Annotated in this window: 28 protein-coding genes and 1 riboswitch; of the genes, 14 read left to right on the plus strand and 14 right to left on the minus strand. The window is 62.8% G+C overall.

What is annotated here, in order from left to right:
* Positions 1 to 82 precede the first annotated feature (82 nt).
* The 5 genes from bluB to PQ467_RS19425 all read right to left on the minus strand — a co-directional run bounded on the left by bluB (position 83) and on the right by PQ467_RS19425 (position 3,626).
* The gene (gene bluB / locus PQ467_RS19405; protein WP_274177179.1) at positions 83 to 730 is read right to left on the minus strand and encodes a 5,6-dimethylbenzimidazole synthase; all 648 of its coding nucleotides are present in this window, start codon (positions 728 to 730) and stop codon (positions 83 to 85) included.
* 70 nt (positions 731 to 800) lie between these two features.
* Positions 801 to 2,102, minus strand: coding sequence for an Hsp70 family protein (locus PQ467_RS19410; protein WP_274177180.1), 1,302 nt, complete (start codon positions 2,100 to 2,102; stop codon positions 801 to 803).
* Between the two features lies 1 nt (position 2,103).
* Positions 2,104 to 2,442 (minus strand): hypothetical protein, encoded by a 339-nt coding sequence (locus tag PQ467_RS19415; protein ID WP_274177181.1) that lies wholly within the window; start codon positions 2,440 to 2,442, stop codon positions 2,104 to 2,106.
* 74 nt (positions 2,443 to 2,516) lie between these two features.
* Positions 2,517 to 2,783 (minus strand): metal-sensing transcriptional repressor, encoded by a 267-nt coding sequence (locus PQ467_RS19420; protein WP_274177182.1) that lies wholly within the window; start codon positions 2,781 to 2,783, stop codon positions 2,517 to 2,519.
* A gap of 9 nt (positions 2,784 to 2,792) precedes the next feature.
* Complete coding sequence (locus PQ467_RS19425) at positions 2,793 to 3,626, minus strand: nickel/cobalt efflux transporter (RefSeq protein ID WP_274177183.1); 834 nt, start codon at positions 3,624 to 3,626, stop codon at positions 2,793 to 2,795.
* 85 nt (positions 3,627 to 3,711) lie between these two features.
* Positions 3,712 to 3,863: riboswitch (yybP-ykoY riboswitch) on the plus strand.
* Between the two features lie 18 nt (positions 3,864 to 3,881).
* On the opposite strand from PQ467_RS19425, the gene PQ467_RS19430 reads away from it, so the two are divergent.
* On the plus strand, positions 3,882 to 4,889 hold the full coding sequence (locus PQ467_RS19430; protein WP_274177184.1) for a sodium:calcium antiporter: 1,008 nt from the start codon (positions 3,882 to 3,884) through the stop codon (positions 4,887 to 4,889).
* Positions 4,890 to 4,960: 71 nt separating this feature from the next.
* Here the strand turns inward: PQ467_RS19430 and PQ467_RS19435 are convergent, their stop codons facing one another.
* The 3 genes from PQ467_RS19435 to PQ467_RS19445 all read right to left on the minus strand — a co-directional run bounded on the left by PQ467_RS19435 (position 4,961) and on the right by PQ467_RS19445 (position 7,702).
* The gene (locus tag PQ467_RS19435) at positions 4,961 to 5,344 is read right to left on the minus strand and encodes a hypothetical protein (protein ID WP_274177185.1); all 384 of its coding nucleotides are present in this window, start codon (positions 5,342 to 5,344) and stop codon (positions 4,961 to 4,963) included.
* 118 nt (positions 5,345 to 5,462) lie between these two features.
* Entirely contained in the window at positions 5,463 to 6,617 is a 1,155-nt protein-coding gene (locus PQ467_RS19440; protein WP_274177186.1) for a lactonase family protein, read from the minus strand.
* Between the two features lie 77 nt (positions 6,618 to 6,694).
* Positions 6,695 to 7,702 carry a LacI family DNA-binding transcriptional regulator gene (locus tag PQ467_RS19445; RefSeq protein WP_274177187.1) on the minus strand — a complete coding sequence of 336 codons (1,008 nt, stop codon included), beginning with the start codon at positions 7,700 to 7,702 and terminating at the stop codon, positions 6,695 to 6,697.
* 310 nt (positions 7,703 to 8,012) lie between these two features.
* Here PQ467_RS19445 and PQ467_RS19450 point away from each other — a divergent pair, with 310 nt between their 5' ends.
* Entirely contained in the window at positions 8,013 to 8,957 is a 945-nt protein-coding gene (locus PQ467_RS19450; protein WP_274177188.1) for a LysR substrate-binding domain-containing protein, read from the plus strand.
* Positions 8,958 to 9,048: 91 nt separating this feature from the next.
* Here PQ467_RS19450 and PQ467_RS19455 read toward each other — a convergent pair whose 3' ends face one another.
* Positions 9,049 to 9,639 (minus strand): outer membrane protein, encoded by a 591-nt coding sequence (locus tag PQ467_RS19455; RefSeq protein WP_274177189.1) that lies wholly within the window; start codon positions 9,637 to 9,639, stop codon positions 9,049 to 9,051.
* A 330-nt stretch (positions 9,640 to 9,969) separates the two neighbouring features.
* Here PQ467_RS19455 and PQ467_RS19460 point away from each other — a divergent pair, with 330 nt between their 5' ends.
* The 4 genes from PQ467_RS19460 to PQ467_RS19475 all read left to right on the plus strand — a co-directional run bounded on the left by PQ467_RS19460 (position 9,970) and on the right by PQ467_RS19475 (position 14,093).
* A complete protein-coding gene (locus PQ467_RS19460; protein ID WP_274177190.1) occupies positions 9,970 to 11,010 on the plus strand; it encodes a rod shape-determining protein in 1,041 nt (346 codons plus the stop codon).
* 92 nt (positions 11,011 to 11,102) lie between these two features.
* On the plus strand, positions 11,103 to 11,822 hold the full coding sequence (locus tag PQ467_RS19465; protein ID WP_274177191.1) for a TadE/TadG family type IV pilus assembly protein: 720 nt from the start codon (positions 11,103 to 11,105) through the stop codon (positions 11,820 to 11,822).
* Positions 11,816 to 12,427 (plus strand): TadE/TadG family type IV pilus assembly protein, encoded by a 612-nt coding sequence (locus PQ467_RS19470; protein ID WP_274177192.1) that lies wholly within the window; start codon positions 11,816 to 11,818, stop codon positions 12,425 to 12,427. Before PQ467_RS19465 ends, PQ467_RS19470 begins: the two co-directional genes overlap by 7 nt.
* Before the next feature lie 10 nt (positions 12,428 to 12,437).
* The gene (locus PQ467_RS19475) at positions 12,438 to 14,093 is read left to right on the plus strand and encodes a TadE/TadG family type IV pilus assembly protein (protein ID WP_274177193.1); all 1,656 of its coding nucleotides are present in this window, start codon (positions 12,438 to 12,440) and stop codon (positions 14,091 to 14,093) included.
* Between the two features lie 61 nt (positions 14,094 to 14,154).
* On the opposite strand, the gene PQ467_RS19480 is transcribed toward PQ467_RS19475, so the two are convergent.
* Together PQ467_RS19480 and PQ467_RS19485 are read right to left on the minus strand one after the other, a co-directional pair.
* Complete coding sequence (locus PQ467_RS19480; protein ID WP_274177194.1) at positions 14,155 to 15,048, minus strand: OmpA family protein; 894 nt, start codon at positions 15,046 to 15,048, stop codon at positions 14,155 to 14,157.
* A 175-nt stretch (positions 15,049 to 15,223) separates the two neighbouring features.
* Entirely contained in the window at positions 15,224 to 16,150 is a 927-nt protein-coding gene (locus PQ467_RS19485) for a LysR family transcriptional regulator (RefSeq protein ID WP_274177195.1), read from the minus strand.
* 112 nt (positions 16,151 to 16,262) lie between these two features.
* Between PQ467_RS19485 and PQ467_RS19490 the strand changes: the two genes are divergently transcribed.
* The 7 genes from PQ467_RS19490 to PQ467_RS19520 are packed head-to-tail and all read left to right on the plus strand — an operon-like array spanning position 16,263 to position 22,094.
* Positions 16,263 to 17,417, plus strand: coding sequence for a muconate cycloisomerase family protein (locus PQ467_RS19490; RefSeq protein ID WP_274177196.1), 1,155 nt, complete (start codon positions 16,263 to 16,265; stop codon positions 17,415 to 17,417).
* Between the two features lie 5 nt (positions 17,418 to 17,422).
* Positions 17,423 to 17,713, plus strand: a complete 291-nt coding sequence (gene catC / locus PQ467_RS19495) for a muconolactone Delta-isomerase (RefSeq protein WP_274177197.1) — start codon at positions 17,423 to 17,425, stop codon at positions 17,711 to 17,713.
* A gap of 25 nt (positions 17,714 to 17,738) precedes the next feature.
* On the plus strand, positions 17,739 to 18,653 hold the full coding sequence (locus tag PQ467_RS19500; protein ID WP_274177198.1) for a dioxygenase family protein: 915 nt from the start codon (positions 17,739 to 17,741) through the stop codon (positions 18,651 to 18,653).
* A 13-nt stretch (positions 18,654 to 18,666) separates the two neighbouring features.
* Positions 18,667 to 20,016: an SRPBCC family protein gene (locus tag PQ467_RS19505; protein ID WP_274177199.1), complete on the plus strand. Its 1,350-nt coding sequence runs from the start codon at positions 18,667 to 18,669 to the stop codon at positions 20,014 to 20,016.
* The gene (benB, locus tag PQ467_RS19510) at positions 20,013 to 20,519 is read left to right on the plus strand and encodes a benzoate 1,2-dioxygenase small subunit (protein ID WP_274177200.1); all 507 of its coding nucleotides are present in this window, start codon (positions 20,013 to 20,015) and stop codon (positions 20,517 to 20,519) included. The genes PQ467_RS19505 and benB overlap by 4 nt, the downstream gene beginning before the upstream one ends.
* 43 nt (positions 20,520 to 20,562) lie before the next feature.
* Positions 20,563 to 21,315, plus strand: a complete 753-nt coding sequence (gene benD, locus PQ467_RS19515; RefSeq protein ID WP_443193039.1) for a benzoate diol dehydrogenase BenD — start codon at positions 20,563 to 20,565, stop codon at positions 21,313 to 21,315.
* Positions 21,316 to 21,326: 11 nt separating this feature from the next.
* A complete protein-coding gene (locus PQ467_RS19520) occupies positions 21,327 to 22,094 on the plus strand; it encodes an alpha/beta fold hydrolase (protein ID WP_274177202.1) in 768 nt (255 codons plus the stop codon).
* Positions 22,095 to 22,110: 16 nt separating this feature from the next.
* Here the strand turns inward: PQ467_RS19520 and PQ467_RS19525 are convergent, their stop codons facing one another.
* On the minus strand, positions 22,111 to 22,734 hold the full coding sequence (locus PQ467_RS19525) for a glutathione S-transferase family protein (protein ID WP_274177203.1): 624 nt from the start codon (positions 22,732 to 22,734) through the stop codon (positions 22,111 to 22,113).
* Positions 22,735 to 22,810: 76 nt separating this feature from the next.
* Between PQ467_RS19525 and PQ467_RS19530 the strand changes: the two genes are divergently transcribed.
* Positions 22,811 to 23,503, plus strand: coding sequence for a helix-turn-helix transcriptional regulator (locus tag PQ467_RS19530; protein ID WP_274177204.1), 693 nt, complete (start codon positions 22,811 to 22,813; stop codon positions 23,501 to 23,503).
* Here PQ467_RS19530 and PQ467_RS19535 read toward each other — a convergent pair.
* Positions 23,500 to 24,723, minus strand: coding sequence for a DUF1501 domain-containing protein (locus tag PQ467_RS19535; RefSeq protein WP_274177205.1), 1,224 nt, complete (start codon positions 24,721 to 24,723; stop codon positions 23,500 to 23,502). The two genes, PQ467_RS19530 and PQ467_RS19535, sit on opposite strands and share 4 nt — an antisense overlap.
* 20 nt (positions 24,724 to 24,743) lie before the next feature.
* Entirely contained in the window at positions 24,744 to 26,201 is a 1,458-nt protein-coding gene (locus tag PQ467_RS19540) for a DUF1800 domain-containing protein (RefSeq protein ID WP_274177206.1), read from the minus strand.
* Between the last annotated feature and the right edge of the window lie 224 nt (positions 26,202 to 26,425).

The following is a 26,425-nucleotide window of genomic DNA, read 5'->3' on the forward strand; positions in this document are numbered from 1 at the left end:
CAGGCGGCCGTGATGGCTGGCCGCCTGCCTTTCCCTGGTTTATCTGGGCTTCCGTTGGCTGCTCGGATCGCCCTGTCTTGCGTTATCGCTCAAACACCCGGTCGGCCAAGGGCTCGCGAGCCTGCCAGCCCTTTTGTTCCAGTTCCGGCGTTTCGGAAGGCGCAAGCGGATAGCCGATGCACAAAAGCGCGATCAGTGACCAGTGATCGGGCACGTCGAGCATTGTCGTCACCGCATGGGGGTCAAGGATCGACACCCACCCCACCCCGATCCCGCGGATCCGCGCCGCCAGCCACAGGGTCTGGATCGCCCCGACGCAGGAATAGCGCAGCATTTCGGGCATGGTGGCAATGCCCAGCCCATGCCCGGCGTGGGCCTGTTCGTCGCAGAACACGGCCAGCAATTCGGGCGCCTCGCGGATGCCGTGCAGTTTCAGCGCGAGATAATCGTCGTGGCGCGCTTCGCCCGCATAGCGCCGGGCGGCGCGCAGATTTTCCGCATCGACATGGGCCGCCAGCCTTTCGCGCAGGTCCGGCGAGTGCAAGCGCACGAAACGCCACGGCTGGGAATGGCCGACCGAGGGCGAAAGCGTGGCCTGTTCGAGCAAGGCGGCCATGTCTCCATCGGCCAAAGCATCGGGCGCAAAATGGCGCACATCGCGCCGCCAGCGCAGCAACGTCTCGAATTTCTGCGCGAATTCCGCGTCAAACCGGGGCCAAGGCTGCGTCACGAAGCATAGCTCTCCTTTGTCACCGGCTATATGGCGATGCGGGGATCCTGTCTTGCGGATAATGGCGGGCTCAACCCTGATCCTCCTCACCCACCACCCAATCGGCCAGATCGGGCGCATTGCCGATCAGCGCCAATCCATGGGCGATCGAGGTCAGTTCATTGCCGCTGGCCAAACGGCTTTCGCCAAAACGCCGCTCGAACAGGCGGCGCACCGCCGGGATCAGCGAGGACCCGCCGGTCAGAAACACATGGTCCACCTGATCAGCGCTTATCCCCGCACGCGCCAGAACCGTATCGACCGTTTCGCCGATCCGTTGCAGGTCCGGCTCGATCCAGCGCTCAAATTCCTCGCGCGTGACATCGGCCTCGATACTCAGGTCGGCATCGGCAAAACGGAACGCGGCATGCGTCTCGCTCGACAGCGCGCGTTTGAGCCGCCCCACCGCCTCGTAAAGCGCATAGCCCAGTTCCTGCTCGACGATAGTGATCATGCGGCCGATGGCAGCCGGGTCGGTGGCGCTGCGCTTGAGTTTGGCCAATTGCTCCAGCGTCCGCCGATTGCGCATCAGCGCCAGACGCGACCAATCGCCGAAATCGGTGAAATGGCCAGGCGGGATCTCCAGCACCTTGTCGAACGAGCGATAGGTGCCGCCCTTGCCCAGCAGGGGCAGCACGAGATGGTCCATGATGCGATAGTCAAAGCGGTCGCCCGCGATGCCGATCCCCGCCGAGGCCAGCGGCACACAGCGCCGCGCGGCCCCCGGCGCCTCAACCCGAACCAGCGAAAAGTCGCTGGTGCCCCCGCCGAAATCGGCCACCAGCAAAGTCGCCGGATGGCCGAGCCGCGAGGCGAAACTGTAGGCCGCGCCCAGCGGTTCATAGACATAATGGACGGGGCGCCCCAGCGAGGCAAACATCGCATCATAGCGCCTGCGCGCCAGCGCCGCATCGGGCCGCGACCCCACATAGCGTACGGGCCGCCCCACCACCACGCATTCGGGCGCATCCTTCATCGGGTCGCCGCCATGCGTCATCAGATGGTTCAGGAAAATCTGGCCCAATTCCTCAAACCGCAGGCGTTTTTCAAACAGATTGGCGTGTTCGAAGGAGGCACTGGCCGCCACGGATTTGAAGGATTGCAGGAAACGGCTGCCTTGGGGAAAATCGAGATATTCGGCAATCGCCCAAGGCCCCGCCTCATGCGCCAGACCGCCGCGAAAGGCCTCGTCCTGCCAGAAGCACAGGGCCGAGCGGAACACCGTGGTGGGGCCATCGGGAGCGGCATAGCCGATCATCTCGGCATGGGCGCCGTCCGATGCGCGGGCAATGACCGAATTGGTGGTGCCGAAATCGATGCCGATGGCCTGCATGTCAGCGCTGCTTTTTCGCGATGGTCGCGGTGAAGTCGGGGTCCTTGTTGGCCACCCAGTCCACGAATTTGCGCACCGCAGGATTGGCCAGAAGAGCATCGACATCCATGCCGTAGCGCTGCAATTCGGAATTGGTGAAATTGGCGATCAGCGTCTGCTGGCAAATGCCGTGCATGGGCACAACATCGCGCCCGCCCCGGCTCTTGGGCACGGGATGGTGCCAGACGATCGTCGTTCCGGTGGGCCGTCCGCACAGCCAGCAAGGCACCGCAGGTGCCGCGACCTCTTCCTCCTGATGCATATCGCCATAGGGATCACGTTTTGAATGTTTGCGGGCCATGTCTGCTTCCAACTGGTTTGCCCCCCTATACCGGCCCCGCCCGGCAAGGCAAACAGCACCGGCGCCCGGAAATTTCAGAGATATTTCGCCAGCTCGGACAATTGCGCCAGCCTTTCGCGCATTTCGGGCGTCAATTCGCCCAGTGTGTCGGCCAGATGATGCTCGATATGATGCGCCACCAGCCGCGTCTTGGCCTTGTCCAGCGCGGCCACCACGGCTGCCAGTTGCTGGGCCACATCGAGCGCGCTGCGGTTTTCCTCGATCATCGCGATGATGCTGGCGAGGTGGCCGTTGGCGCGCTTGAGGCGGTTGGTCAGGTCCTTGTCGGTGGCGTGGCTCATCGCGCCGGTTCAGAGCAGATGGCGCGCGCCGTCAAGCGCAATCACGCCGCCCACGATCAGGATCACCGCGCCCGAGATCAATGGTGCCTTGCGGACCGCATCGCCAAACCCGCTCCAGCGCTTTTCAAGATGACGCAGCGAGAGCGCGGCCAGCACGCCGGATGCCACCATCGTCAAGGCAAGCCCCACCGAAAATCCCGCCACCAGCACCGCGCCCAACGCGACACGGTGCAATTGCAGACACAGCATCAGCACCGTAATCGCGCCGGGACAAGGCACCAGCCCGCCCGTCAGGCCGAACAGGGCGATTTGGCCCGTGGTGACCGACCAGCCGGAAAAGCGGCGCCGAATGTCTTCGGCATGGGCTGCTTCATGGGCATCGACATAGCCCCCAGTGGCCAGTTCGAGTTCGTGGATTTCTGCCTCGGTCGGCTCGTGATGGTGGCGATGATGATGATGCCCATGTTCATGGGCGTGTGCATGTTGATGGGCCGCGTGCAGATCGGAGCGCGCGCGCCAGATCATCCAGATCGCCATGGCCACGATCACCGCGCCAGAAGCAAGCTGGAAATAAGGCTCGGTATCCTCCGCCCGAAAGCCGCCGAAGGCCCACATGCCTCCCATCGCCACCAGCCAGACGACCAGCGTATGCGACAGCGTGGCCGCCAATCCCAGCAGCACCGCCTGACGCACAGTGCCCTTCACCGCGATGATGAAGGCCGCCATCATCGTCTTGGAATGACCCGGCTCCAGCCCGTGAAGCGCGCCTAGCACGATGGCGCTGGGAATAAAGAGCCAGCCATGGGTGGCGTCCTCAGCGATAAGGGAAGCAAGATCGGTCATAGGCCGCCAATATCCCCCCAGGGGGGATAAGGCAAGGCGGTTTGCCGGCTTGACTTGGGCAAGCAATGTGGCCAAAGCAGCGCTTCCCTTGGGGAGTAGCCATCCGCATTTTCAGCGGAGCGCATGTCAACAAACTTGGCTTTGGCCATGGCATGGGCGGCCTTTTCGGCTCGGCGAGACCATGGATCGGCGTGCGCTCGGGGTCGGGCGCGTGCCCGGTTCATGTGCTTGACGCCCGGCCCCTGGAATTTGTTCATGCCCTCACTTGCCGTCACAATTGCGCTGCTGCTCGGATCAGCGGTCGTGATCTATTTGGCCTGCGAATATTTTGTGAATGGCGTCGAATGGGTCGGCGAAAAAATGGCCGTGGGTCAAAAGGCCACCGGCACAATTCTGGCCGCCTTTGGCACGGCCCTGCCCGAAAGCGTCGTTACGCTTGTTGCCGTGGCTTTTGGCACGAGCGCTGCGGCCAAGGAATTGGGCGTCGGAGCGGCGCTGGGCGGCCCGCTGGCGCTCTCGACGATCGCATACGCCACGGTTGGCGTGGTGCTGTTGTTGACGGGGCGGCGGCTTGCCGCAACGGCGGAGATGGCCCAGACCTTCCGCCACCTCAGCAAAGATCAAGGCTGGTTCCTCGCCATTTTTGCCGCCAAGATCACATTGGGTGTGATCGCTTTTGCCTGGAAGCCTTGGCTGGGCGTGCTGTTCCTTGCCGCTTACGCGCTTTACGTCCGACAGGAACTGGGCGGCGCGGGTGATGATGCCGAAGAAGGGCTCGAGCCGCTGAAATTTCAGCCCCGGCGCGAGGTGCCCGCAACGGCAATGGCGGTTTTCCAGGTGCTGTTGGCGCTGGTGGTGATCTTTATCGCCTCACAAACCTTCGTGCGGCAATTGGAGGCGCTCGGTCCTGCTCTGGGCCTTCGCCCACAATTGCTGGCGCTGTTGCTCAGCCCGATTGCCACCGAACTGCCCGAAACCATGAATGCGATAATCTGGGTGCGACAGGGTAAATATCGGCTCGCTCTGGCCAATATTTCCGGCGCGATGATGATTCAGGCTACCATTCCAACCGCGCTTGGCCTGTTTTTCACGCCATGGCTGCTAACGCCGCCGCTGTTGGTCGCGGCGGGCTCGACGATGGCGGCGGTCCTCATCATGTTCCTTGTGTTCCGGCGCGGCAAGGCTTCGCGCGCGCTGTTGGCCGGAATGGCACTGCTCTATCTCGTATTCGTCGCCATCCTTGCGGCGCTGCATGTGGGATAAGTCCGCTTTCCCAAAGCAGCCCCGCCAGCCTTGAGCCTTAATCAACACGAGAGGGCGCGCCGGTCGCGCCCTTAACGGTGACGATGGCCGCCACCGCCCCAACCGCCACCACCGCCGCGCGGGAAATGCGGCATGCTGGCGCGAGGGCCCGGCGTCATCGAGCCTTGGAAGGGCTGGAAATTATGTGGACCACGCGGAGCCTCGCGCATGAAATGGCCGCGGTCGCCACGGATATAGACGCGATCGCCCACCCCGCGTCGATAATAGAAATAGCCGTCATTGCCCCAATAGCCGTCGTAGATCGACCCGTAATAGCCGTCATACCAGCCATTGTACGCATAGGGGCCCGGGCCATAGGCCACCCGGCCGCCATAGCCGTAATCATCCGCGCAGCCCGCCAAAGGCAATGCGCCAAGGCCCAGCAGCAACAGAGTGAGGGTCTTCTTCATCATCATGATCGCCTCCATGATCCGGGCATCAGGCCACGCGCCCCGTTAACCTTATGTGCGCGCCGGACTGTGACTTACGGCTGAATAAACGCCCGCCGGGCGCAAATTTTGCCGTTATGCCCGATCAGCGCGTCAGGAATTTGATGTCCGACGCTTGATCAATGCTCAATGACTGGACTTGTTCCTTAACCGTTCCGGAGGCCGGATCACGGCGAAATACGTTGATCGCGTGGCTGCGCTGATTGGCGATCAGAACGAAACGACCATCCGGCGAAAAGGCAAATTCGCGCGGCTCCTTGCCCTCGACAGAGCGGCGGTCGGCCAAGTGCAGCGTGCCATCCTCGGGCGAGATCCTGAAGCTGAGCAGCTGGTTGTCGGTGCCCCGATTGGTAACCGCAAGAAAACGTCCATCGGGCGAAAAATGCAGGCCCGCCGCGCTGACCTTGCCCGAAAAACCATCGGGCGCCAACGCAACCAACTGGCGCAGCGTCAGGCGGCCCTCGGCGTGGTCGAGCACCGCCACCTGCCCGCTCATTTCCAGCGTGAGATAGGCATGGCGGCCATCGGGCGAAAAAATCAGATGGCGCGGCCCGGACCCCTTGGGCAATTCGGTAAACGGCGCATCACGCAGCGCCGACAGCGGCGTCTCGCGATGCTCTGGATTGTAGCGATAGGCATAGACCCGGTCGCCCCCCAGATCCTGAACAAAGACAAAGCGGCCATCGGGAGAGGAAACGACCGAATGGATGTGGGGCGAGGCCTGCCTTTCGGGGTTGACCATACTGGCGCGGAAGGTCTTGACCTGGGTCACCGGCCCCAGCGCCCCGCCCTTGCCCACCGGCAGGACGGACAAGGTGCCGCCAGGATCGGGCGAAACCGCGTAATTGGCCACAAACAGATAACGCCCGTCCTTGCTCAAACTGGCATGGGTCGGTTCGGCGCCCAGGGTCGAAACGCGGTTGATGAAGGTCATCCGTCCGCTGGTCGGCTCCATCCTAAAGGCCGAGGCGCGGCCCACCGGATCGCGCCCGCCCTCGCCGTTTTCATCCACCGCATACAGCAACCGGTGATCAGGCGAGAGCACCAGCCAGGAGGGGTTGTCCGCCGTCATGACCTGCACCGGGCGCGCATCGATCCGGCCGCTGCGGTCATCGAAATGATAGAGGTAGATCCCCTTGCTCTCCTTGCCCGTATAGGTGCCGATCAACAGCGGCGTGGCCAGAGCCGAAGAGGCCCCCAGCGCCAGAGCGAAAGAGCCAAGCAAAACCTTGAAAATCATGACCGCTATCCTGCCAAATCCAGGCCAACAGGTGACCGCTTAGCCCGCCATCGTCAAGCCGATTGAGCGAGCAGGGATCAGGCAGATTCCCGGATGATCAGTTCATGGCCCAGAATCACCGTCGGCTGCGCGATGGCCTCGCCACGAAAAATCGCCAGCATCATGCGCACCGCCGCCTCGCCCATTTTCGCGGCAGGCTGGCGGATCGTGGTCAGCGGGGGCGAGGCATAAGCGGCAAAGCGCATATCGTCAAAGCCGACCATCGCGATGTCATGCGGCATGCGCAGTCCCTTTTCACGGATGGCGGTCTGGGCGCCGATGGCCATTTCATCGCCGGAGCAAAACACAGCGTCGGGCCGTTCTGGCTGGGCCAGCAATTGCTGCATCGCTTCATAGCCCGATTGCATGGAGAAATTGCCTTCCACCAGCCATTCGGAGCGCTGTTCGAGCCCCGCTTTGGCCAGCGCGCGGCGATAGCCTTCCAGGCGGTCGGTGCTGACCGCCAAATACAGCGGGCCGGAAATCATCGCGATCCGCCTGCGCCCCGTGGCGATCAGATGCTCGGCCGCCAAAATGCCGCTCGCCACATTGTCGATCTGCACCCGCGGGCAGTCAGGGCCGTGCACGATGCCTTCGGCCAGCACCAGCGGGAAAGGCAAAGGCAGGCCCGCGTCAAGACTCTCGCGCAAAACGCTGGGCAGGAGCGAGCCGAAGAGGATCAGCCCGTCGGCAACGCGCGAGGTGAGCAGTTCGATGTAATGATCGAGCCGCTCCTGATTGCGCTGCGTTTCGCCGATGAGAACCCGGCAGCCCAGTTGGTGCGCCACATTCTCGATATTCTTCAACGCTTCGGCAAAGAAAAGATTGGAGATGGACGGGATGATGACCAAAATTGTGCGAAATCCCGGCCGGCGCAACTGCTGCGCCATGGCGTTGGGCACATAGTTGAAATGGGCAATCGCCTCGCGCACCTTGCTGCGCCGGGCCGGAGAGACCTTGTCCGGCTCGCGCAGAACGCGCGAAACGGTGGCGAGCGAGACGCCCGCGAATTTGGCAATATCATGGATGGTTGGCGTATGGGACACAGGTCCATCCTGTTTGAAGCGACAAGGGGGCGGATATTAGAACAGTGAATTTGTTTTGCAATCGCGACCGGATGCCGTCGATCACGAACTTATGCCTATGGCGCATATCCAATGCATGTTCAACGAAGCCTTAATCTTGCGTCTCCGGCATAAACTCGATGGCGGCCGCCGTCCCGCCAAAGCGACCAAAGTCGTGTGGCCCAAGGCGGCGCAAGCGTCTATCGGCCCCAAGGTCCCGGTTCGCCTGACGCAGCGCGTCCAAGGCCGCCGGGCAAATTGCCGCGATGCCATGGAAGGCCCCACCCCCATCATGATGGATCTCAATGATTTCGCCTACTTTGCCGCTGTGGTCGAACATGGCGGCTTTACCGCCGCTTCGCGCGCCACCGGTGTCGACAAGGCCCGGCTCAGCCGCCATGTCGCCGCGCTTGAGGAGCGGCTGCGGGTGCGCCTGCTCCAGCGCTCGACGCGCAGCGTGGTGCTGACCCAGGCGGGCAAGAGCTTCTATGAAGGCTGCATGCTGGTCATCGACGGGGCGCGGGTAGCCTGCGAGAGCGTGCTGGAATTTCAGCGCGAGCCTTCGGGCACCATCCGCATCGGCAGCCCGGTTATCATCGCTCAGAATTTCCTTGCGCCGATCCTGCCGCGCTATCTGGCGGCCAATCCCAAAGTGTCGGTCGTGATCGAATCCACCGACCGGCCCTTGCACCCGCTGGAGGACCGCTTCGACGTGATCCTCTCGGCGCAGGCGCAATTTCCCGATTCCAGCAGCCTTGTCGCCCGCGAAATCGGGCGGATCCGGCGTATCCTTGTGGCGCAACCGGCCTTTCTGGCCCAACATCCGACCCTGCGCGATCCGGCCGATTTGCACGCCATGCCGATCATCGCGCGCCATACCGATATTGTCGATGAAAGCGCCCGCTGGACCATGCTGAACGAGGAGGATGTGTCCTTCAAGCTGGATTTTCAGCCTCGTCTGGTGACGGGCGACCTGCAGATCCAGATCGAGGCGGCCTGTTCCGGGCTTGGCCTTGCACTTTTGCCCGAACCGCTGGTCGATGCGCGTCTCGACGCCGGGGATCTGGTGCGCGTGCTGCCCGACTGGTTCACGCCGGAATACAGCCTGTTTCTCGTCTATCCCACCCCGCGCGGCATTTTGCCCTCGGTGCGCAGTTTCATTGATTTTGCCCTAGCCAATATGACCGTCGGGCGCAAAAAAGACCGCGGACCAGCGGACGGGGCTGGTCCGCGGTGATCGCGGCCAAGGGCATTGGGGGGGGTGGATGGAGCGATGGCCGGTCGGGGGAACCGGGCCATACACACGCCCTTGGCCGAACTATGAAACCTTAAAAGCGGTAGGCGACGCCCGCGAAGATCTGGTGACGGTCAAACCGGCCATTGCCTTCGCTGAAATCGCTGTAGCGATATTCGAGACGCGCCGAGACCTTGTCGGTCAGCTTGCGTTCGACACCGCCGCCCAGCAGCCAGCCATCGCGGTCATCCGAACCATGGATGTTGCCGATATTCGCACCGACCAGCGCGTTGGTATAACCGCCGCGGACATAGGCCAGCGTCTTGGGCGTCACCAGATAACCGGCGCGCAGCGAGAGATCGACCGAACGCTTGGGCGAAACCGCGGCCAGCCCGTTGCCAAAGCGCGAGCTGATGGGAAAGTTCACTTCGGCCTGCGCGCCCACCACGATGCGGGGATAGACTTCCTTGTCATAGCCCATGAACACGCCCAGCGTGCCGGTGTCGCTGGTCTGGGCCAGAGGGGTGACGCCAAGGGCGGTGTTGGGGTTGCGTACGTCATTCTCTTCCCAGCCGCCCTGCACACCGACGAAGGGGCCGGTAAAGCTCTGGGCATTGGCCGCGGCAGGGGCGGCAACAGCGGCCAGAGCGAAGGCAGCAGCGGCAGTATAGATGACAGACTTCATGATATTCCTCCTGCGCCCGCTGTCTCCTGATTGCCTGTGGCCCGGTTTCCGATCGGGGGGAAAACCGTTGAACCATCGGTGCTTGGCAGCGGGTGTGAGCGCCAAATGGGCCTGTCGGGCCGCGATGATAAGACGGCAATTGCGTGAAGGATTGTTGTCGCGATGGCGCTAATCGCCGCCGCGTCCCATTGCCTTTTCCCCGCGTGCCACGATGCCGAAAACGGGCGTTGGTCTTATGCCTGCCTGCTTGCGTCGTACTTCGCCCGCGCGGTTCATATTCGGCTAATCCGCAAAAGGGTCCTGCCGGTTTTTTGAAAACCGAGGGGTGACATGTCCATATTTGACCGGATTTCCTATGCCTCATCCGATTTGGCGATCGATCTGGGCACGGCCAATACGGTGGTCTATGTCCGCAACCGGGGCGTGGTGATTGCCGAGCCGTCGGTGGTCGCGCTGCAGACCACGCAGGGGATCAACAGTGTGCTGGCGGTGGGCGATGATGCCAAGCTGATGATGGGCCGCACGCCCGAGCATATCAAAACCGTGCGCCCTTTGCGAAGCGGGGTCATTTCCGACATTGATGTGGCCGAGCAGATGCTCAAACATTTTATCCGCAAGGCCCAAGGGCAGCGGGGGCGGATGCGCGGCAGCCCGGAGATCATCGTCTGCGTTCCGTCCGGCTCGACCTCGGTCGAGCGGCGGGCCATACGCGATGCCGCCTCCAATGCGGGCGCGCGCAAAGTCTGGCTGATCGAGGAAACCATGGCCGCCGCCATCGGCGCCGATCTGCCCGTTACCCATCCCATCGGCTCGATGGTGGTCGATATCGGCGGGGGCACGACCGAGGTGGGTGTGATCGCCACGGGCGGCATCAGCATGGCCATGTCGGTGCGCGTCGGTGGCGACAGGATGGATGATGCCATTGCCTCCTATGTCCGGCGCACGCACAATCTGCTGATTGGCGAGGCGACCGCCGAGAGGGTCAAGCTGCAACTGGGCGCGGCGCAACTGGCCGAGGGGCCTGTGCCCACGGCCATCGTCAAGGGGCGCGATCTGGTCCGGGGCGTGCCGCTGGAAATCACCATCTCGCAGGCCGAAATTGTCGAGGCCCTGGCCGAGCCGGTGGGGCAAATCGTGGCCGCCGTGCGCAGCGCGCTGGAAAACACCCCGCCCGAAATTGCCGCCGACATCATTGATGGCGGGATCATCATGACCGGCGGCGGGGCGCTGCTGAGCAATCTTGACCGGCTGATCGCGGCGGAAACCGGCCTGCCGGTAAAGGTGGCGGACAATCCGCTGGATTGCGTTGCGCTGGGCGCGGGCCATGTGCTGGAGGATGCCTCCTATCGCGGCGTCCTGCATGCCACCTAGCGCTCTCGATGCGGCGATGCGCGGGGCAAGATTCTCTTAATAAAAATCCCATATAAACGCCTAGGGTCGCATTAAGCATCAGGACGGGTGTATTGGAATCTGGTCACGCCTTGGGCGGGGTATGGACGCGTCCGCGCCCGGCCCGGCGCTTTTGCCAAAAGCTGTGGCGCGATGCATCGGGCGGGGCAACCATCGAGTTTGCTCTGGTCACCCCCGCCGTCATCGCACTGCTGTTGGCGATTTTGCATATTGCACTGATTTATCTGGCGCAGGAAGGGCTGGAAACGGCGGTTGAGGCATCCTCGCGCCTGATCCTGACGGGTTCGGCACAAACGCTGCAATTGGGCAGCGGCACCGGGGCCTATACGGGCATGAAGGCCGCCGATTTCAAAACTGCCGTATGCAACGGCATTTCGGGCAAGGACGCCAGCGGCGCGGCTGTCACCTATCCCTCCTCGCTGCCGCCCTTCCTCACCTGCAACCGGCTTTATGTGAATGTTCAGGTCGTGCCCGCCAGTTGCACCACGCCCACCATCACCACGCCCAATTTCACCTATACCAACGGCACGCTGACCAGCACCGGCACCGGCTATGGCCAATCCAATTGCGCGGGCACGACCAACAGCAATGGCGGGATCAGCGGCACCCAGAAATCGCTGGTGATCGTCCAGTTGATCTATCTGTGGCCCACGGTTTCGGCGCCGATGGGACTCAATTTCGTCAATCAGGCCAATGGCAACCGTATGCTGGTGGCCACCTCTGTGGTGACGGTCGAAGGCTATCTCTGCGCCTCGGGGGTGACGTCATGCTAGGCCGTCTGGCGCGCGATCGCGATGGGGCGGCGCTGATCGAGTTTGCCTTTACCCTGCCGGTGCTGCTGATCCTGTTTATCGGCGGCTATGTGGTGGCCGACATGATCGCCTGCTCGCGCAAGGTCACGGTGGCCACGCGCGCTCTGGCCGATCTGGTGGGGCGCAATGTGTCGCCCTCCAGCACCGTCACGTCGGCCACGCTGACCACCTATATGAACTCGGCCCAATTGGTGATGACGCCCATGCCCGCCGCCCAGACCACGCTTCAGATCACCAATCTGCGCGTGTGTGATGCCACCCATGCCTATGTCGTGTGGAGCCAGGCGCAGGCCAATGGCGCCACCACGACCTCGTCGCTGACCGCCGGGACCGTGATATCCATTCCGGCCAATCTGGTCACCGCGCCCATGGTGCCCTCCTCGCCCGATGGCTCCAATGTCTGCCAGAACACCACCAGCGGCGCCAACAAGGTGATGGTCGGCACCGCCGGGGGCTACCTCTTTCTGGGCCAGATCAGCTTTACTTATACCCCGCCCATCGGTCTTGGAACGCTCACGACAACGAAGCTGAGCGATCAGGACTATATGATTCCCCGCCTGCCTTAGGTCGCGCGCCATGAGCCTTTGCTTTTCTACCTTTTTCTCATCCCTGCGCCGCGACGGGCGGGGCAATGTGATGGCCATGACGGCGCTGGCCATCATCCCGCTGGTTTTTGCCACCGGCTTTGGCGTGGATTACAGCCGGGCGCAGCGGTTGCAGACCAAGCTGAATGCAGCGGCCGATGCGGCGGTTCTGGCCGCGGTGGTCCCGCAAATGCTGAACCAGACCGATGCCGCGGCGCAATTGGCGGCGCAGAACATGTTTGACCAGCAAGTCAACGGCCTGAGCGGGCTTCGCAGCATCAGCCGCACTGTGACGATCACCAGCACCCAATCGGGCAGTCTTGGCACATTGCGCCTTGCCAAAATCACCTATACGGCAAGTTCCACCAATATTTTCAGCAGCATCCTCAAGGTCCCCACCCTGCCCATCAACGGCAGCGCCAGCGCCAGTGCCTCCCAGCCGCCCAGCATCAATTTTTACATCGCGCTCGACACCTCGCCCTCGATGCTGCTGCCCACCACCACCACGGGGATCACCAACCTGACGGCGGGCGCGCGCTGGAATGGCGAGCAATATTATTACGGGCGTATGGATGGATGCGACTTTGCCTGTCATTCCAATAATATGCATCAATGGAACGCAGGCACCTATGTGGTGGATGCCAGTTCGCGCGCGGTCTATCTGAACAACGATACGACCAGCAGCATCAGCTTCTACCGCGTGGCCTGTGACGGCACGGTCTATGACAACAACGGCACCAAACTGGGCACCAAAGGCGCGATCAGCGGTTCGGCCACCTATTGCTCGGGCTATAATCCGGCGGCCAATCCGGTTAATCTGGTCTATCTGCCCAATGGCGCGTCGAAAACCACCACCGTCAGCGTCAATTTTCCTGATACATGGTGGTTGGCGCGTAATTACAGCACCGTCAATCCCGGCCAGTCGGCCATCACGCTGCGCACCGATGCCGAGGGCGATGCCGCCGCCAGCGTCATCCAATATGCCTATCGCGTTGAACAGCAATATGCCACCGCCAGCGTGCCGCCGATCTACAAGATGCAGTTCTTCACGTTTAACGTGGGCAATCCCGCGCCGCTTTCCACCTCGCCCTTCGGCACGATGACCGATGTGGCCACGCTCCAGGGGCAAAGCTTCCCCAATCTGGGCGCGCAGGCCCCCTTGCTCGCGGCCAATTCCTATTGGACTTCGCTCAGCACCTACACCGGCAATGCCGACACCAATTTCACCACGATGTTCACATGGATGCAATCGACCATGCCCAGCACATCGGGCATCGGCACGCAGGCATCGCCGCAGAATGTGTTGATCCTGGTGACCGACGGGCTGAATGACAACAGCAGCGACGGCATTACCCAATTGAACGCCAACAATATTGCGCAATGCAACGCCATCAAGGCCACCGGCACCCGGATCGCCATTCTTTACACGCAATACCTGCCCGCCACGATCAACTACACGCTGCATCCCACCTTCAACAGCACGGCCGCCAACAACGTGCCCTATATCCAGCAGCAGTTGCAGGCCTGTTCCAGCCAGAACGCAGACGGAACCTATCTTTTCCAGGCCGTATCGACCGACGGCAGCGTTTCGACCGCGCTCAACACGCTATTTGCCATGGTCGTGCAATCGGCAAGGCTGGTCAAGTAAAGCGCAAAAGGCGGCCTCGACGGGAAGACCGGAGCCGCCTCGCGTGGATGGCAGGGGGCGTTTAGACGCCGTCGACCGCCTTGCTGACCAGCACGTTGACCGAGACGCGGCGGTTCTGCGCCTTGCCCTCGGGCGTGTCATTGCTGGCCAGAGGGTCGGCCTTGGCCATGCCGGTCGGGGTCAGCATGCGATAGGGCTTCCAGTGGCACGCCTGCTGGAGATAGTTGATCACGCTGCTGGCGCGCTTCTCGCTCAGTGTCTGGTTGAAATCATCGCTGCCGGTCGCATCGGTATAGCCCACCACCAGCAGGAGCGCATTGCTCACGCCCTCAGCCTGGCTGGCCGCATTGCAAAGCTCGGCCTTGTCCTGCGGCGAAAGCGTCGCCTTGCCGGTGTCGAAATGGACGTTGGTGGTGCTCTTGACGTTGTAATTGTCAATATCGGCCATCCGCCCGCGCAGCGCCTCGGTCGCCGCTTCGTTCGATGCAAAGCGCTGGTCGGTGCCGTGGCGGACCATGTTCGCCATCTTCAGGTCGCCCTGACGCAGCGTGATCTGGCTGGCCAGCAGACCGCCGGGCCATTGCATCGTGCGCACCGTGACGGGCAGGCCGTTGAGCAGCGCCCCGCCGTCCATCTTGTTGCTGCCGAACAGGCCCTTGCTGGCCTTGATCACGGTCGCTTCATTATAGGCGATCACCGATTTGGTGCCATCGGGGCCGGTTACCTGCACCCGGTTGCTGCCGCGCGCCGAAATGAAACCCTTGATCTCGGGCCCCGGCGTCATTTGCGAAGCATCGGGGATCGGGGTGCCGTTGACGGTGATATCGGCTCTGGCGGCATTGGAGGCTGCATCGGGGGCCGCATCGGGCGATTGGGCGGAGACGGCCGCCGACATGGTTACGGCGCTGGTGGCCAACAGAACGAGCATTCCCGACTTTTTGGACATGACACGCATCACACAACTCCTCTTTGAACGTCACCGGAGCGGCGTGTCATTTGGCGCATTTCCCGCAGATGAAAGGCCCGTTCAAGGATCAGACAGGGAAGGCAGAGCGGTTACAACTTGCGACGAAATGTGGCTGGACAAGCATTTTTTGCGACGTTTGACGGCGCCGTGTGTGAAATTGGACTTATAGAGCAAGGGAGGGCAGGCCCGCAGGCACACCATAACCCCATTGCTGATACATACGCGCGATGACCGCCCCCATCTGCTCCAGTTCGGGCGAGGCATCGCCTGTCCGGTGGCTCATAATGATGGGCGAGGTCGCCGGTTCGGCCAATTCGCGATAGGCGACATCGTGGCTGCGCGCACGGCGGACCGATTCGGGTACGATGGCGATGCCTTCCTCGGCCGCGACCAACCCGATGGCGATCTGCAACTCGCGCGCTTCATGGACGATGCGCGGCTCGATGGCATGGTCGCGAAACAGCGAGATGACCTGATCGGCATAGCTGGGGCGTGGCGATCGGGGATAGAGGATCTGCGGCTCATCGGCCAGTTCCTTGAGCGAGACGGGGCCGCTCTGGCGGGCCAGCGGATGATCCATCGGAAAGGCCGCGATCAGCCGCTCATGGCGCAGGATGATGCGCCGCACCGCCGGATCGTCAAACCGGATGCGGCCAAAGCCGATGTCGATCCGCCCTTCTTTCAACGCGGCGATCTGGTCCAGCGTGGTGCTTTCAACCAGCACCAGTTCGACGTCCTGCGCAGCCTTGCGAAATTCACGGATCAGTTCGGGCAGACGGGCGTAGATGGTCGAGGCGACAAAACCCAGCACCAGTCTGCGCCGCCGACTGGTGGCGGCCGCGCGCACCATGGTCTGCATATCCTCCATCCGGGCCAGCATCTGCAAGGCCTGCGCATAGAGCAGTTGGCCCACCGGCGTCAGCCGCAACGGGCGTGTGAAACGGTCGAGCAGCGGCGAGCCGACATCGACCTCAAGCTGCTGGATGGCGCGCGACAGAGGCGGTTGGGCCATATGCAGACGTTCGGCGGCACGGTGGAAATTGCCCTCCTGGGTCACGGCAACAAAGTATCGCAGCAGGCGCAAATCCATCCTGTTCATACCCCACAGGTATCATGATGACACCGCATCGATCTTTGTCGAAGGGCTTCAAAACGTTTACCAAGACCTGCAAGACACATAATCCCTACGGAGGGGCGCCGCAATGGCCACGCTCGATCTTTCCGATACCTATATTGTCGATGTGCCGACCATCCGCCCGCATGTGCTGGCCATGGCCACGATGCATTATCAATCCATGGTCATCGTCCGCCTTGTTGATTCCGATGGGGTCGAAGGCATTGGCGAAGGCACCACCATCGGCGGCCTCAGCTATGGCGAGGAAAGCCCCGAAAGCATCAAGTCGGCGATCGACACCTATATCGTCCCGGTTCTGCAGACCTGCGATATTGCGCAAGTGGGCGCGACCATGGCCAAGGTGGCCAGATGCGTGCGCGGCAACCATTTCGCCAAATGCGCGGTGGAAACGGCGCTGCTCGACATGGCGGGCAAGCGTCTGGGCGTTCCGGTCTCTGACCTGATCGGCGGCGGGCGCCGGCGCGAGAGCCTGCCCGTCGCATGGACGCTGGCCAGCGGCGATACCGCCCGCGACATTGCCGAGGGCGAGGAGATGCTCGACCGGCGGCGCCATCGCATTTTCAAGCTGAAGATCGGCAAGCGCGAGGTGCGCGATGATGTCGCCCATGTCGGCGCGATCTGCAAGGCGCTGGGCGACAGGGCCAGTGTGCGCGTCGATGTCAACCAGAACTGGAGCGAGGCACAGGCCAAGCTGGGCATGGCAATGCTGCATGATGTCGGCTGCGAACTGGTCGAACAGCCGATTGCGGGCGATGATATTGCCGCCATGGCCCGCCTCTCGCAATCGCAGCCTGTCGCACTGATGGCCGACGAGGCATTGCATGGACCGCGCAGCGCGATGCGCGTCGCCTCGGCCCATGCGGCGGGCGTGTTTGCGCTGAAGATCGCGCAATCGGGCGGGCTGTTCGCCGCCGCCGAGGTGGCCGCCATCGGCGCGGCATCGGGCATCGGCCTCTATGGCGGAACGATGCTGGAAGGCGGCATCGGCACCATCGCCTCGGCCCATGTCTTTGCCACGCTGCCGGACCTTGCGTGGGGAACCGAACTGTTCGGCCCCCTGCTCCAGACCGAGGAAATCCTGAGCGAGTCGCTGGCCTATGGTGACTTTTCGCTTCGCCTGCCGCGCGGGCCGGGTCTGGGCGTGACGCTGGATGCCGACAAACTGGCCCATTTCCGCCGCGATACCCCCCGCATTCTTCACTCTGTCGGCGCAGGAGCCTGAGCCCAATGTTGTTCATGGTCGAAATGGACGTGCATCTTCCCCACGATCTCGATCCCGCTCGCGCCGATCGGATCAAGGCTGAGGAAAAGGCTTATTCCCAGACGCTTCAGGCATCGGGCGTGTGGCGCCATATCTGGCGCAAAGCCGGGCTCTATTCGAATGTCTCTATCTTTGATGTCGAGAGCAATGCCGCGCTTCACGACCTGCTGATCGCGCTGCCGCTTTATCCTTTCATGACCATGAAGGTCACGCCGCTGTGCCGCCACCCCTCCGCCATCCATGAGGATGACCGCTAAAAAAATCTGACCGGGAGAGTATAAGATGGACGTTAGCTTCGTAAAAACCCCCGAAATCCAGCAATTGCTCGACCGCGCCGCGGGTGTGAACGACAGCGGCGGCAGCCCGCGCCTCAAAGCCATTATGCGCGATATGCTGCAATCGGCGATGGAGTTGATCGTGCGCCATGACATTTCGGAGAGCGAATTCTGGCTGGCGATGAAGTATCTGACCGATGGTGCGGGCGAGATTGGCCTGATCGTGCCGGGCGTGGGGCTGGAGCATTTCCTCGACCTTTATATGGACGCCAAGGATGCCGAAGCGGGCCTGACGGGCGGCACGCCGCGCACCATCGAAGGCCCGCTCTATGTCGCGGGCGCCCCGCTGGTCGAGGGCAATGTCAACCTGAGCACCGATCCCGACGAAGGCACGCAGGTCTTGCATATGAACGGCACCGTTACCGGCCCGGATGGCGAGCCGGTCCAGAACGCCATCCTGCATGTCTGGCACGCCAATTCGCAGGGCTGGTATTCGCATTTCGACCCGACCGGTGAACAGACGCCGTTCAACAACCGCCGCCGGATCAAGCTGGGCGCGGATGGCAAATATGCGTTCCATTCGAAAATGCCCAGCGGCTATTCCGTGCCCCCGCAGGGCGCGACCGACCGGCTGATGCAGGCGCTGGGCCGCCATGGCAATCGCCCCGCCCATGTGCATTTCTTTATCGAGGCGTCCGGCTATCGCACGCTGACCACGCAGATCAACTTCGCCGACGATCCTTTTGCCGCCGACGATTTTGCTTTTGGCACGCGCGAGGGCCTGCTGCCGGTGCCCAACCGTCAGGGCGGTGCGGCCTATATCGCCTTCGATTTCCAGCTTCAGCGCGCCGCTGATGCCGGTGACGAAGGCTTCTCTTCGCGCAGCCGGGCCGAGGCCCAGCCTGCGGTCGAAAACGCCTGAGGGGAGAGGGACAATGGAGGATGGCCTGATCCGGCGCATTGCGGGCGCGGTGGTGGATGATCCGGCAAACGGCATCTTCCGTTGTCGGCGCGATGTTTTCACCGACCCGGAATTGTTCGAACTGGAGATGAAATATATCTTCGAGAGCAATTGGGTCTATCTGGCCCATGAAAGCCAGATCGAGAACAAACACGATTATCTCAGCCTCTGGATCGGGCGCACCCCGGTGATCCTGAACCGGGCCAAGGATGGCGCTCTGAACTGCGTGGTCAATGCCTGCGCGCATCGCGGCGCCAAACTGTGCCGCCGCAAGCGGGGCAATCAGCCCCTCTACGTCTGCCCTTTCCACGGCTGGAGCTTCAAGACCGATGGCACGCTGCTGCGCGCCAAGGACGCCAGCAGCGGGGCCTATCCAGTCAGCTTTGACAATGACGGCTCGCATGATCTGACCCGCGTGCGGGTGGAAAGCTATCGCGGCTTCATCTTCGGCTCGCTCAACCATGATGTCCTGCCGCTGGCGGACCATCTGGGCGAGGCCAAGGTGATCATCGACCAGATGGTCGATCAGGCGCCCGAGGGGCTGGAGGTGCTGACCGGCAATTCCACCTATACGTTTGATGGCAACTGGAAGATGCAGATGGAGAATGGCTGTGACGGCTATCACGTCAGCTCGGTTCATGAAAACTATCAGTCCACCATGAGCCGCCGCGCCGAAGGCGGCACCAAGGCGGTCGATGCCAATGGCTGGTCCAAGGCTCCGGCCAGCGGGGTCTATGGTTTCGAACATGGCCATATCCTGCTCTGGACCCAGGTGCTGAACCCCGAGGTGCGCCCGGTATGGCAACACAAGGACCAGCTTGAACAAAGGCTGGGCGCGGATCGGGCTCGCTTCATTCTGGAGCAGACGCGCAATCTGGCGCTCTATCCCAATGTGTTCCTGATGGATCAGTTCTCCACCCAGATCCGCGTGGTGCGCCCGATCGACGTTCATACCACCGAGGTCACGATCTATTGCTATGCCCCGCGCGGCGAAAGCCCCGAAGATCGCGCCCATCGCATCCGGCAATATGAGGATTTCTTCAACGTGTCCGGCATGGGCACACCCGACGATCTGGAGGAATTCCGCTCTTGCCAATCGGCCTATGAGGGCGCGGGCGGCCTGTGGAACGACCTGAGCCGCGGGGCCAAACGCTGGATCGCCGGGCCGGACGCCAATGCCGTCGCAATGGGCATGAACCCCCTGCTGTCGAGCGAGCGCAGCGAGGATGAGGGCCTGTTTGTGCGCCAGCATGAATATTGGGCGCAGGTCATGATCGAGGGCCTGACGCGCGAAGGCCATGGACTCATGGAGGCGGCGCAATGACCATCGCCATCGCACAAACCCTGTCCCATGCCGACATCTGCGCCTTCCTCTACCGCGAGGCGCGCCTGCTCGACGACCGAGACTTTGACGCGTGGCTGGAATGCTATGCCGACAATGTCGAATACTGGATGCCGGCATGGACCGATGATGACAGTCTGACCAGCGATCCGCAGCGGGAGATCTCGCTGATCTATTACGCCAACCGCAAAGGGCTGGAGGACCGGGTCTATCGCCTGCACACCGAGCGCTCCTCGGCCAGCACGCCCGAGGCGCGCACCGCCCATTTCATCGCTAATGTCGAGCTTTTGGCGGTTGCCGATGGCGCGCTGGATCTGCGCTACAACTGGCATACGCTCAGCCATCGCTATCAGCGCACCGCCCAGTTTTTCGGCACCACCTTCCTGACGCTGGACACCAGCGGGGCGGAACCGAAAATCCTGAAGAAAAAGATCGTTTTGAAGGACGATTACATTCATCAGGTCATCGACATCTACCACGTCTGAGGAGCAAGCTGTGATCTTTGAGGGACGTTTCGCGGGCAAGGTGATGGTGGTGACCGGCGCGGCGCAGGGCATCGGCGCGGGCGTCGCCACCCGCGCGGCGGCCGAAGGCGCGCAGGTCGTTCTGGTGGACCGCGCGCCCTTTGTCACCGAGGTCGAGGAGGCCATCATCGCAGCGGGCGGCAAGGCGATCTCGGTCCAATGCGATCTGGAAACCCATGAAGGCGCGGCCCATGCCATGGCGGCGGCGATTGAGGCGTTTGGCCGGATCGACATTCTGGTCAACAATGTCGGCGGGGCGATCCGCATGCGCCCCTTTGCCGAATTCGCGCCCGAACAGATCGACGCCGAGATCCGCCGCTCGCTGATGCCCACGCTCTACGCCTGCCATGCCGCCTTGCCCGCGATGCTGGCGCAGGGGGCAGGCGTGATCGTCAATATCTCCTCCAATGCCACGCGGGGCATTCACCGCGTGCCCTATTCGGCGGCCAAGGGCGGGATCAATGCCATGACGCAGGCGCTGGCCATGGAATATGCGCAAGGCGGCATCCGTGTGGTGGCTACCGCGCCCGGCGGGACGAAGGCGCCCCCGCGCCGCACGCCGCGCAACCCGCAGGGCGACAATGCGCAGGAACAGGCATGGATGGCACAGGCCGTCGAACAGGTCACGCAATCGGCCTTCATGAAGCGCTATGGCACGCTGGAGGAGCAGATCGCCCCGATCCTCTTCCTTGCCTCGGATGAGGCCAGCTATATCACCGGATCGGTCCTGCCTGTGGCGGGCGGCGATCTGGGCTGAAGGAGTTCATCATGCCATTTACCGATATCGCGGGCGCGCGGATCTATTGGAAGCGCGATGGCCGCGACGATGGCCCCGCGCTGGTGCTGCTCAATTCCATCGGCACGGATATGGATCTGTGGGATGGGGTTTTGCCTTTCCTGCGCGAAGATTTCGTGCTGCTGCGCATGGATGCGCGGGGGCATGGAGCGTCCAGCGCCCCGCCGGGCGATTATTCACTGGCGATGCTGGCGGACGATGTGCTGGCGGTGGCCAATGCGGCGGGGCTGGCGCGTTTTGCGCTGGCGGGCGTCTCGCTGGGCGGGATGATCGGCATGGAACTGGCCCTGCGTGCGCCTGAAAGGGTCATCCATCTGGCGCTGATCTGCACCTCGGCCACGATGGATGCGGCATCGTGGAGCGACCGCATCGCCAAAGTCCGCGCCGAGGGCATGGCCGCGATTGCCGGTCTGGCGATGGGGCGCTTCCTGTCCGATGCGGCGGCGCCCGCGATTTATGAAAGCGTGCGCCACCAGTTGCTGACGATGGAGGCGCAAGGTTATGCCGGATGCGGCGCGGCCATCCGCGACATGAACCTTTCCGGGCGCATCGCGGGCATCGCCTGTCCCACGCTGGTCATTACGGGCACGCGCGATACATCGACGCCTCTGGCCGGGCATGGCGATTATCTGCTGAGCCATATTCCGGGCGCGACGCACCGCTCGCTGACGGCCGCCCACCTTGCCCCGCTTGAGGCGCCCAAGGCTCTGGCCGAGGCTTTGCTCTCGTTTCTGGCCTGATGGGCGCCATGCGAAACTATGCCATCGCCTCGCGATAATGCTGAAGCCCCGCCGCATCATCCAGCGCCCGCGCCCGGACGGCAGCGGGCCGTGCGTGGCAACGCGCCACATAATCGTCGATCAGGGCGCTGGCCGGGAAGGCCTTGCGGCCGAAGTTGAGCGCGCTGGCAATCAACAGATCGGCAATGCTGAAACCATCGCTCAGCACATAATCGCGATGGCTCAGCGCCGTTTCCAGACGGCGCACCACGGCGTCATAATCGCGCTGCTTTGCCGGTGACGCGGCCAGCGCGCCGGCCATGGCGGCAAACATAGCCGGTTCCATCTCGCAGGCATACCACGCCAGCCATGTGCAATAGGCCCCGCGCCATGCGCTGCCGACCGCCGGGGCAAGACCTGCGCCGGGCAAGGCATCACCCAGATAAAGCGCAATCCCGACCGATTCCGTGATCAGCCCATCGTCATGCTCAATCGCGGGCACGCGCTGATCGGGATGCGGGTTGGCGGGATCGGGATGGCCATCCCCGGTCATCGGGCGAAAAATCGACACCGGATGGATGGTATAGGTCGCGCCCAATTCCTCCAGCAGCCAGATGATGCGCGAGGAACGCGATTGCGGGGCGTGATAGAGCGTGATCATGAAAACCTCCTGTTGATCCGATAGCCCCTTGTGCGCCACCCCTACTGACAGCATTATGTCAGGAGGGAGAAGCCCCATGCGCCGCGCCGACCGATTGTTTCAGATTATCCAGATCCTGCGCCGCTCCTCGCGCCCGATCACCGCGCTGGACATTGCACAGGAACTCGAAGTCTCGCCCCGCACCGTCTATCGCGACATTGCCGATCTTATCGGCCAGCGCGTGCCCGTGCGCGGAGAGGCGGGTTTCGGCTATATCCTCGACGACAGTTTCGACATGCCCCCGCTGATGCTGACGCCGGAAGAGATCGAGGCGGCGGTGCTTGGCGCACAATGGGTGGCCGGGCGCGGCGATCCGGCGCTGGCGGCGGCGGCGCGCGATCTGATTGCCAAGATCACCTCGGTGGTGCCGGAAAAACTGCGCCCCTTCCTTGTTCATCCCTCCACCGGCGTGCCGTCATGGTCCGATACGCCGCCCGACGGCATAGACCTTGCCCGCACCCGCCTTTGGATCCGCGAGGGGCGCAAGATCGCGCTGTCCTATCGCGATGAAAAGGGCGCGGTCAGCCAGCGCGTGGTCTGGCCGGTGATCCTGGGCTATTTCGAGACCGCCCGTATGCTGGCCGCATGGTGCGAGATGCGGCAGGATTTCCGCCATTTCCGCGCCGACCGCATCGTCTCCGCGCAATTTCTGGACGAGCCCCATGGCCAGCGCCCCGGCGAATTGAAAATGCGCTGGAAGCGTCACATGGAGCAGCAGCGAAAGCGCTAGATCAATTGCAGGTCGCTGATCACCGCACCGGGAAAGACAATGCCCAACTGCCGCGCCGACAGCCCATATTGCCGCGCCAACAAGCCGCCGATCAGCCCCCGATAATCGGTCAGCACCGGCAAGTCGCGCCCCTGATTGAGCGTGTCGGGTGCCAGTTTAACCTGCGGCCCCGCCATCCGCCCGCCTGCCACCGATCCGCCCAGCACCCAATAGATGCTGCCATGACCATGATCAGTGCCCTTGTCGCCATTTTCGCGGAACGTGCGGCCAAATTCGGACATGACGACCACGGTCGTATTGCGCCAGTCCTCCGGCCCGATCGCCTCGACAAATCCGGCCAGCGCCCGGCCCAGTTCACCGATGCGATTGGCCAGATTGCCCTGCGCCCCGCCTTGGTTGACATGGGTGTCCCACCCGCCGACATCGACAAAGGCAAGGTTATACTGATCGCGCATCAGGCGACCGATGCGGCGGGCCGATAATTCAAAACCCTTGGCGGTGATCGCGCCGCGCCCGGCCGCCTCCATTTCTCCCCGGATGGATTGAAACACCGTGTCGCGCACGGCAAAGCCCTGACCGATGGCGGCTTCCAGATCGACGCCCCCCTCGTGCTGGCCGCGATACATGGCCTTGATCAACTCGGTCTGGCGTGTGTCGATGGAGGGTTTCGATGCCGCATTGCCCAGCGCGATATTGGGCACGACAGGCCCGCCGCGAAAACAGAGCGGCAATTGGTCGGTAAAGGCAATCGGCTTGTCCGCCCCCAGAACCGCCGCCAGACGCCCCATAAAGCCGGATTGGTAATTGCGCTGCCCGCCAATATTCTGGCCCAGTTCGATGCTGTCCTGCGTCTCGAAATGGCTGCGGCTCATGTCATCGGTGCCCGCAAAGGGGACAAAGGCGATTTGACGCGCCTGCCAGAGCGGCAGGATGCTCTCGCGCAGCGCCGGGTGCAGCGCCCAGTCCGCATCGAGCGGCAAAGGCGCATCGGGATTGGCCGGATCGGGGCGAGGCAGGGCAATGGTGGGTCGCGCCTCGTGATAGAAATCGCTGCCCCCCGGCACAATGACGTTTACCGCATCATAAGCCCCGCGCAAAAACACCACCAGCAGTCGGTTGTTGGCCGCCCCCGGCGCGGCAAAGGCGCGCCCGCCCGCCATCATCAGCGGCAGGCCGAACGCGGCGGAGCGGATCAGGTCACGGCGGTCAAACAGGGTCATCGTCTGTCTCCGATCATCCATTATCGGCGCATGAAATCGGGCGAGGCCAGAAAGAGCATGTTCCATTCCTGCGGGCTGGCGGCCTGATCCAGCACGGCGCGGGTCTGGGACGAGATGGTCCGTTCCACCCCGCCCGTCCACAGCGCATTGCGCAGATTGGGCGGGGCGGCCTGATAGGGCGTCGCCGGATCGAGCGGGCGCAACAGGCCTGCCGAGCCATTGCCGATGGATTTGGCGATTTCAAACCGTACCTCCATCTGCCCCGGCCCGGTCCATGCCGAAGCCCCCAGCGGATAGCCGTCGGGCGTCTGATGATCGTAAAGCTCCTCACCCATGCGTTTGAGCCAGTTGAGCATGGGATCAAGGTTGGTCACCACAACCCCGTCCTGCCCCGCGCCATAGGCATAGCGCACCGCCGAGACGACATAATGCACCGGATCCTTGAACGCATGGCCCAGCGAGGCGGCATAGGCGGAGGTGGCGGTCATGGCGTTGAGCACCGTGGCGATATCGCCTCCCGATTGGCGCCATGCAGCGGTCATGCGATCAATGACGGCGGCGGGCGGACGGTCGCCCATGAAATAGGTGGCGATCCGGGTGGAAAGGCGCCGCGCGGTGGCCGGATTGTCGGCAATCAGGTCGAGCGCCTGAGTAATCTCGGCATAACCAGAACCATGGATTGTGTGGCCCATGAAATGCTTAGGGCCGAAATCATGGCGCGCGGGGTTAAACTCGAACAGGCCATCGCGCAGATAAAGCCCCTGCCATTCCGGTTTCAGCCGCGGCATGTCCGGGTTCAACCGCACCCCTACCCCGGTCAGGATCCGCGCGAGTTCCTGCACATCCTTCTGGCTATAGCCGGAACCCACGCCCATCGTGTGCAGTTCCATGATTTCGCGGGCGTAATTCTCGTTGATATGGCCCACCGCGTTCTGGTCATTATCCAGATAGCGGAGCATCGCCGGATGGCGCAAAGTCGCCTCCAGCAGATCGCGAAAGCGGCCCAGCGAATGGGCGCGGATGACATCCTCGTAATCGCCCACCATGGCGCGGATATCGCGCTTTTGCGCATGGACGTTGAACTGGTTGAACCAGAACCATGCCATCTGTTCGCGCATCTGATCGGGCGAATAGAGGTCGCGCAGCAACGATCGGGTGGCCGCCTCACGCGCCAGCGCGTTCATCGCCTGCTGCCAGTCCTTTTTGGCCGCCTCGCGCTGGGTCGGGTCCGGGGTCTGATTGGCGGCGCGGTTTTGCGCGTCCATGTCGGCCACCAATTGCGGCATGGGTTCGCGGCTGATCCGCATCGCGTCGATCCGCGCCTGCACGGCGGGGGGCAGGGCCGCCGATCCGCCAACGGGCCATTCGGCAAGGCCCCACGTAGCGCGGTTCGTCACGGCCAGCGTATTGTCCCCCGCCTGCGCAGGGGCCGCAATCAGCAGCGGCATCACTATATGCAAACCCAGCAAGCGGCGCATCGTGGCAGCCCTCGGTTGACCTATCCCGTCACCCTTGTGCCGCAGGTTTGATGACCCCGCGATGAACCTGCGCCCCTGGCGGCGTGGACAAATTCCACAACGCCATGGCTGATGGCAAAAATCGTCAGTCAAGGAGGCAAGGCAGCGTAGTATCGGGAATATTGCACGCCGAGCCAGTGATGAAATGCCGGTTTTTGGTACCGCCATGCGGAGGTTCGAATCCT

This window comes from Novosphingobium sp. KACC 22771, from assembly GCF_028736195.1.
Classification (GTDB): Bacteria; Pseudomonadota; Alphaproteobacteria; order Sphingomonadales; family Sphingomonadaceae; genus Novosphingobium.

Bases quoted from the DNA above. Each gene is read 5' to 3' on its own strand.
- PQ467_RS19410 (WP_274177180.1), bottom strand. From the start codon at position 2,102: ATGCAGGCCATCGGCATCGATTTCGGCACCACCAATTCGGTCATTGCC.
- PQ467_RS19415 (WP_274177181.1), bottom strand. From the start codon at position 2,442: ATGGCCCGCAAACATTCAAAACGTGATCCCTATGGCGATATGCATCAG.
- PQ467_RS19420 (WP_274177182.1), bottom strand. From the start codon at position 2,783: ATGAGCCACGCCACCGACAAGGACCTGACCAACCGCCTCAAGCGCGCC.
- PQ467_RS19425 (WP_274177183.1), bottom strand. From the start codon at position 3,626: ATGACCGATCTTGCTTCCCTTATCGCTGAGGACGCCACCCATGGCTGG.
- PQ467_RS19430 (WP_274177184.1), top strand. From the start codon at position 3,882: ATGCCCTCACTTGCCGTCACAATTGCGCTGCTGCTCGGATCAGCGGTC.
- PQ467_RS19435 (WP_274177185.1), bottom strand. From the start codon at position 5,344: ATGATGATGAAGAAGACCCTCACTCTGTTGCTGCTGGGCCTTGGCGCA.
- PQ467_RS19440 (WP_274177186.1), bottom strand. From the start codon at position 6,617: ATGATTTTCAAGGTTTTGCTTGGCTCTTTCGCTCTGGCGCTGGGGGCC.
- PQ467_RS19450 (WP_274177188.1), top strand. From the start codon at position 8,013: ATGATGGATCTCAATGATTTCGCCTACTTTGCCGCTGTGGTCGAACAT.
- PQ467_RS19455 (WP_274177189.1), bottom strand. From the start codon at position 9,639: ATGAAGTCTGTCATCTATACTGCCGCTGCTGCCTTCGCTCTGGCCGCT.
- PQ467_RS19460 (WP_274177190.1), top strand. From the start codon at position 9,970: ATGTCCATATTTGACCGGATTTCCTATGCCTCATCCGATTTGGCGATC.
- PQ467_RS19470 (WP_274177192.1), top strand. From the start codon at position 11,816: ATGCTAGGCCGTCTGGCGCGCGATCGCGATGGGGCGGCGCTGATCGAG.
- PQ467_RS19475 (WP_274177193.1), top strand. From the start codon at position 12,438: ATGAGCCTTTGCTTTTCTACCTTTTTCTCATCCCTGCGCCGCGACGGG.
- PQ467_RS19480 (WP_274177194.1), bottom strand. From the start codon at position 15,048: ATGCGTGTCATGTCCAAAAAGTCGGGAATGCTCGTTCTGTTGGCCACC.
- PQ467_RS19485 (WP_274177195.1), bottom strand. From the start codon at position 16,150: ATGGATTTGCGCCTGCTGCGATACTTTGTTGCCGTGACCCAGGAGGGC.
- PQ467_RS19490 (WP_274177196.1), top strand. From the start codon at position 16,263: ATGGCCACGCTCGATCTTTCCGATACCTATATTGTCGATGTGCCGACC.
- catC (WP_274177197.1), top strand. From the start codon at position 17,423: ATGTTGTTCATGGTCGAAATGGACGTGCATCTTCCCCACGATCTCGAT.
- PQ467_RS19500 (WP_274177198.1), top strand. From the start codon at position 17,739: ATGGACGTTAGCTTCGTAAAAACCCCCGAAATCCAGCAATTGCTCGAC.
- PQ467_RS19505 (WP_274177199.1), top strand. From the start codon at position 18,667: ATGGAGGATGGCCTGATCCGGCGCATTGCGGGCGCGGTGGTGGATGAT.
- benB (WP_274177200.1), top strand. From the start codon at position 20,013: ATGACCATCGCCATCGCACAAACCCTGTCCCATGCCGACATCTGCGCC.
- benD (WP_443193039.1), top strand. From the start codon at position 20,563: ATGGTGGTGACCGGCGCGGCGCAGGGCATCGGCGCGGGCGTCGCCACC.
- PQ467_RS19520 (WP_274177202.1), top strand. From the start codon at position 21,327: ATGCCATTTACCGATATCGCGGGCGCGCGGATCTATTGGAAGCGCGAT.
- PQ467_RS19525 (WP_274177203.1), bottom strand. From the start codon at position 22,734: ATGATCACGCTCTATCACGCCCCGCAATCGCGTTCCTCGCGCATCATC.
- PQ467_RS19530 (WP_274177204.1), top strand. From the start codon at position 22,811: ATGCGCCGCGCCGACCGATTGTTTCAGATTATCCAGATCCTGCGCCGC.
- PQ467_RS19535 (WP_274177205.1), bottom strand. From the start codon at position 24,723: ATGACCCTGTTTGACCGCCGTGACCTGATCCGCTCCGCCGCGTTCGGC.
- PQ467_RS19540 (WP_274177206.1), bottom strand. From the start codon at position 26,201: ATGCGCCGCTTGCTGGGTTTGCATATAGTGATGCCGCTGCTGATTGCG.